The sequence below is a fragment of the Levilactobacillus yonginensis genome (assembly GCF_003946265.1).
Taxonomy (GTDB): Bacteria; Bacillota; Bacilli; order Lactobacillales; family Lactobacillaceae; genus Levilactobacillus; species Levilactobacillus yonginensis.
Window position 1 is genome coordinate 1 of sequence record NZ_RHNO01000043.1, and the last position, 5,537, is coordinate 5,537.

Sequence of the window (5,537 nt, forward strand, 5' to 3'; positions counted from 1 at the left end):
CTGAAACGTTATACACTGGCAAATTAAGTTATTTATAGCCCGTAGAATTAAGTCGTTTTGAAAAGATGGAGACGTTATATGGTAGATTGTAAAATTAATCCGAACGCTGTTCGGATTAATTTTACAATCTACCAATTAGAAAAAACAGAGCCAACAAATAAAGTGTTAAGAAAAATACGGAGAGCTAGAATTTTATAGCTTCTCCGTATTTTTAAAGGCCACATTGCGAATTTCTTGTAGTGGGATAAACCGATCAGCGTCAATCACAATATCATTGGCATTGTAGCCACGGATCAAGGTGGTGATATCTGGCAAATGACGGTTGTTTTGGTCAACCGTTTTTAATTGAATGGTCACTGGTTGCTGACGCTGATATGCGTCCGCCAATACCTCGGTAATTACTGCTAAGGATTGTTGCGGTCTTGGAACGTATATTTCATTCAACTGCTGGTTCTGTTGGTTTAAAGCGGCAGTATGATCAGATAAATAGAACCCCTGCCATTTCATCATGCCCCGGTCATGATAATCATGTTCAAAAAAATGCTTAACCGTGGCTAAATCAAATTCTTGGTTATTCAAGTGGCACCCGCTTTCGTTGAATCAGCTTTTGACTTGCCGGCCACCGTTCTCCTGTAAAGCCGACAAATTCGATCGTTAGCTTTATATCTTGTCGTAATGCTTTTAACAGCTTTTCTAAATCAGCTAAATCATAGTGTGCTAATTTATGTAAGGGAACGGATTGCAAGCGCTCATTAGCCCGTTGACTGTTGAGAAACAAATTATAGGTCTGATCGTAGATATCATTAGTCAACATTAACCAATAGCGGGTTTTGGGACGCCGCTTAAACAATCGGGTTAACCGCCCCTTAATAATCTCTATATCGCTATTCATAGCTATTGCCTCCATTATGTCCGCCCACTAGTGAAGCCCGCTTGATAGCGGTGCCTCCCTTTAATAAACTGGTCGCGTAAACTAGTTTGGTGAACCCAAATTGCCGGTGAATTTCATCAATCACCTGGTTTAACCGGCTACGGCGAATTTGGTTACGCGGTGTTTCAAATAAATTAAGTTGTTGGCCGGAGTTGGCACTTAGTTTACTGCTATAAACGCCAATATTCCGGACAGCTTGACCGTCCCAATTCTGACGGAATAACCACAATAATTGTTGCGTCAAAACTTGATTGTCGTTAGTCGGGTCAATTTTTAAAGCTTGGTGAAAGCCACCGCGGCCATCTGCTTCGGCTGCGGCATAGGAAAAACCAATGCTTAGCGATAGACACCCCGCCAGTTTATGGTGGTGCCGAAGCCGCGCCACCACCTGTTCCCCAATTTCTTTAATGACGGTTTCAATTTCGACTTGGTTAAAATAATCTCGTGGCAATACTTGCGAATTACCCAGGCTAGCTTCTTTAACCTTAGTTGGTTCTGTAACTTGCGCGCGATCAATTCCCCAGGCCGTAGCAAATAACTGGCTACCAATGACGCCAAGCTGCTGTTTGAGTAAATAAGGGTTGGTATGGGCTAGCTCATACATATTGTGAATGTGAAGGCGGTTCAAACGTTTCGCCATACGGGGGCCAATCCCCCAAACGTCCGTTAATTCAGTAATTGACCAAATTTTATCCGGCACAGTTTCGTAATGGATTTCACCGATCAATTCATGATTATGTTTAGCGTAAAGGTCTAAGGCTAATTTAGCTTGCACCGGATTGTCACCAATTCCCACGGTGGTATACAAGCCTAGCTTTTGCCGAACTGTCTTTTGAATCAAGCGTGCCACTTCGCGAACGGAATTGCCAAACAGCCGCCAAGTATGGGTCATATCAAGAATGCTTTCATCAATTGAATACGGCCAAACCTCTTTTTCAGTAGTAAATTGATGAAAGATCTGATTGATCTGCAAATTACGTTGAATATAAAGGTTCATGCGCGGTGGCACGACCCACAACCTGGGGTCATTGGGTAAGTCACGTTTACGGGAGACGTTGGCTTTAAGATGAAATAAGTGCTTAGCTTCGGGTGACGTGGCTAAAATGAGCCCGCCATTAGTATTTTCAGCTTCACTAAGGACCACTAATGGGACTTTTAAGGGATTTAGCCCCCGGGCAACGGCTTCGCAACTAGCATAAAAAGACTTGTTATCAATTAAGAAGAAACCGCCATGCGGTTCATCATCAAAAAACATTTAGATCACTTCCGTTAGCTTTTACCTGTATTGTAGCATATAAAGCAAACATGTGTTCCCTAAAAACTGGCAGAAAGTTGATTAAAAATAGTCGAAAGTCCATTATAGTCATGCTATAATGGAAACATAAAAAAGGAAGCCCCGCTAGAACAGGACTTCCCATGTAGAGCCGTTTAAGACGGCGGCATTAATTAACGACTAAAAATAACCGCTAGCTGTGCCAAGCTAAGGCGGTTATTTTTTTTGCTGACTTTTGATCAACTCAACAATTAATGCAATTAAGGCCACGGTAAAGGTACCGAAAGCCAGCATTAATTGTAAAGCGTCCGCAACGGACACTTAGGCTACTCCTTTCGTTAGGATTTATGGGCTTTAAAGGTTTAACACCATAAGCACCACCTCCGATTGGAAATAGCCACCGCCTTAACTTCTCTACTCGATTCATTATACAGATAAACTAGTAGTAACACCAATCTAGGTGGAGTGTTAGTATTTGTTTGACATAGAAATAATCTTAAGGAGACGTTTCAATGGTTGCACCTAATTTATTTCAGTTGGTACCTAATGATCTCTATTGCAATCTACCACTTCAATTATAATTATAAACAGGTAGCATTTTTTGAAATGAACTTAATTGAGTGAAACCTCTATTTGGGGGCTGGATTTCTCTCTCTTACCAAGTTTTTCAGTGTTTTCAGTGATTATTTTAGGAGTATGAGTTGCAATGGTGTCTGTGAATTTGTTAGTTACGGTTGATACCCCAAAAGATTTTATTTCATCAGAGGTCGCAAAATAATATTTGTCAGATTTTTCCTCCATCAAAGTTCTAAATAGTTCTTCCTGTTTTTCCGATAATTGAACTTCAAAAATATCTGCCAAAAGTAATTCAAAGTGTTTGAATATACTACCATACTGGATATCAGTCATGTGTCTTCCACAATACCTATATGATAAATTACTTCCAAATGATTTTTTAGTCAAAATGCCAGTTGAAAATATTTCTTCTTCGAACTCCCTACTAAGGTTTGATCCATTTTCCCTATGTTCAGTAATGTCGAACCTTTTTACAAAGTCTCTTAAATGTTTATTCTTTACTAATAATCTATAATCATGTTGGGTAGTTTTATTCACAGGTACTCTATCATCATTTTCAACTGACATGCTATTACTTAAATATTGTGCCTCTTCATTACAAAACTTGTATGCGCCACCTACTGGTTGATATTTATGAGAGCGTGTATTGGGGACCAAGAAATACTTTCCATCAACTTTAATTCTAAACAAATACGCAAATGATATTCTTATAATGGTATTCTTTTTCAAAATACCAGCTCTTTCAAGCTTGCGTTGTGATGCTTTCCAGTTATCATTGTCAACCAAATCGACAGAATACCGAATTAGTTTGGGAAACCAAGCACCAATAAATAGAGTGAGTACTTTATTTACGACTGCAAACGAGAACTGTTTTTGATCGATTAATGTAGATATAAATATAAGTATTAATAAAATTATACTAAGTCCAATTAGCTTCGCTACTTTTTTCACTTTACTTCCACCACCTGTTCTTACCCAATAGGGATATCTACATGCCCTATAGCAATACATATGTCATTCTTAATCAAATAACACTCAATATAATGTTGACCACGAAAAATCGTGTTTTCTGTTATCTTTTCACCCCTGTCCAGAATCTGTCCACGAATATCGTTTCGTTTCACAGATTCTTCACCCACATTTAATACCTTCCATAATACTTTGTCGAATGGTGGACAATCAGCATGATCTATCTTACATGTTACAGAAAAGTTATGCGGAATGAATTTTGCAAAATACGAATCTAGATATTTTTCAATGGGCATTGGTCTGATTCCATTTCCGGATATCTTACAGTTGATACTAACATCATAATATTCATTGACGAGATATTTATCTTCAATGTGCTCTTCTGTATCATTAAATACTTCTTGTGTATCTTCTCTAAGGCTCTTTCTGGTTTCGTGCATGTTTAGCTCTTTCCAGTATGAGTGATTAAAAAAAAGCCCCCAAGCGTCAACTGCTTCTGCAAATGTGCAATCTGGATTAAATAAAACATCCAATTTTGTTAATTCATTTTCAAGACGATTCTTCCAATTTTGAACCCTAGTATAATCTATATCTCGTATTACTAACTTTCTTTCATTATCAACTGGTGCGTTAACTTCTAGATTAACATTCAATCTGTCAACAATCTTTTTCATTGTATAGTAAAATAATTCGTCTGTTCGGGAATAGTCATTAGTAATCGCTTCATCACATAAAACAGTTTGAATTAATCCACTTGGCATATTTTTCCACGTTTTCCGAGACTTGCAAAACATTTTAGACAATCGAACTATTTTTCTTAAATTGTCATTTGTTTTTGATGTCTCTGTATTAAACCATTCTTCCAATGCCTTAATATGTCTTGTAGACCATTTAGCCCCTGCATGCTCGTAAGTGTACTCATTTTCCAAATAAATTTTAGACCTCTTAAAAATTGCAAAATCAACATGATAACCATTTGAATATTCCATGCGAACACAACTAGTTTTTACGAGTGGTTCAGCTGCAAATTGCCCCATCTTTCTTTTTAATGCATTTTCCAATATATTTTTGATAGCATGGGGTCCTATTTCGTCAAGATTATCTGACTCAAATACTATTCCAACATCTATGTCGTAATCATTTTCATCATTTTGTACCACAGTATGCATAGCCATGCTACCCTGTATTCTTTCCTCAGAAATTCTAAAGCCAGTATTGTTTTCAGAATTGTATTCTGATAAACCGGATTTTAATCTTTTTATATTAGTCTTTCTTTTTTTCCTTAATTCATTTTGACTTTTTTCTGGAAGTATGACTTTTGTGTGATAAAACTCATTGAAATTTCTTGAACAATCATACATAGATTTCCCTCTTTTCTAAAATGCATTCTCTTTTATAATTATACTCTGTTAAAATAGATTATTTCATGATTCACATTCTCTGGTTTAAAATATGTTCAATATAATTTGTAGCTAGAACTGATGGATAAAAGTATATAGAATTGTTGGATCATAAAGGAACTAACGACAAAAAACCTCGAGTCAACAAATTCTTATTTGTTGGCTCGGTAAATTTTATAATTAATTCAAACAAAAATTAAATATGCAATCACTTCATAAATTATATCCATTAGGGTATACCCTAATGGTCTTTTTTGTTTCTGTGCTATACTAGGAATTACAAGTGTTCATTAGAACTGTCCAAAAGGAGAATTGGAAATGGCTAAAATCGGTTATGCGCGTGTGAGTTCCAAGGAGCAACATTTAGATCGACAGTTAGCGGCTTTAA

The 5,537-nt window shown here is 37.0% G+C and carries 5 protein-coding genes and 2 pseudogenes; 1 reads left to right on the plus strand and 6 read right to left on the minus strand.

The genetic code is table 11. The features are described from left to right. Positions 1–192: 192 nt before the first annotated feature. The 6 genes and pseudogenes from EKM87_RS12050 to EKM87_RS12075 all read right to left on the minus strand — a co-directional run bounded on the left by EKM87_RS12050 (position 193) and on the right by EKM87_RS12075 (position 5,110). The gene (locus EKM87_RS12050; RefSeq protein ID WP_065124300.1) at positions 193–579 is read right to left on the minus strand and encodes a hypothetical protein; all 387 of its coding nucleotides are present in this window, start codon (positions 577–579) and stop codon (positions 193–195) included. Then, positions 572–892 carry an acetyl-CoA carboxylase gene (locus EKM87_RS12055; protein WP_125684990.1) on the minus strand — a complete coding sequence of 107 codons (321 nt, stop codon included), beginning with the start codon at positions 890–892 and terminating at the stop codon, positions 572–574. Before EKM87_RS12055 ends, EKM87_RS12050 begins: the two co-directional genes overlap by 8 nt. After that, the gene (locus EKM87_RS12060) at positions 885–2,186 is read right to left on the minus strand and encodes a Y-family DNA polymerase (protein ID WP_125684992.1); all 1,302 of its coding nucleotides are present in this window, start codon (positions 2,184–2,186) and stop codon (positions 885–887) included. The genes EKM87_RS12055 and EKM87_RS12060 overlap by 8 nt, the downstream gene beginning before the upstream one ends. 234 nt (positions 2,187–2,420) lie before the next feature. After that, positions 2,421–2,525 (minus strand): annotated as a pseudogene (locus EKM87_RS12685) (putative holin-like toxin); the annotation flags it as partial. 291 nt (positions 2,526–2,816) lie between these two features. Next, positions 2,817–3,731 (minus strand): SMODS-associated NUDIX domain-containing protein, encoded by a 915-nt coding sequence (locus EKM87_RS12070; protein WP_125684994.1) that lies wholly within the window; start codon positions 3,729–3,731, stop codon positions 2,817–2,819. A 20-nt stretch (positions 3,732–3,751) separates the two neighbouring features. Next, complete coding sequence (locus tag EKM87_RS12075; protein ID WP_125684996.1) at positions 3,752–5,110, minus strand: nucleotide-binding domain-containing protein; 1,359 nt, start codon at positions 5,108–5,110, stop codon at positions 3,752–3,754. Positions 5,111–5,467: 357 nt separating this feature from the next. Between EKM87_RS12075 and EKM87_RS12080 the strand changes: the two are divergent. After that, positions 5,468–5,537, plus strand: a pseudogene (locus EKM87_RS12080) (recombinase family protein); the annotation flags it as partial.

Bases quoted from the DNA above. Each gene is read 5' to 3' on its own strand.
- EKM87_RS12055 (WP_125684990.1), bottom strand. From the start codon at position 892: ATGAATAGCGATATAGAGATTATTAAGGGGCGGTTAACCCGATTGTTT.
- EKM87_RS12060 (WP_125684992.1), bottom strand. From the start codon at position 2,186: ATGTTTTTTGATGATGAACCGCATGGCGGTTTCTTCTTAATTGATAAC.
- EKM87_RS12075 (WP_125684996.1), bottom strand. From the start codon at position 5,110: ATGTATGATTGTTCAAGAAATTTCAATGAGTTTTATCACACAAAAGTC.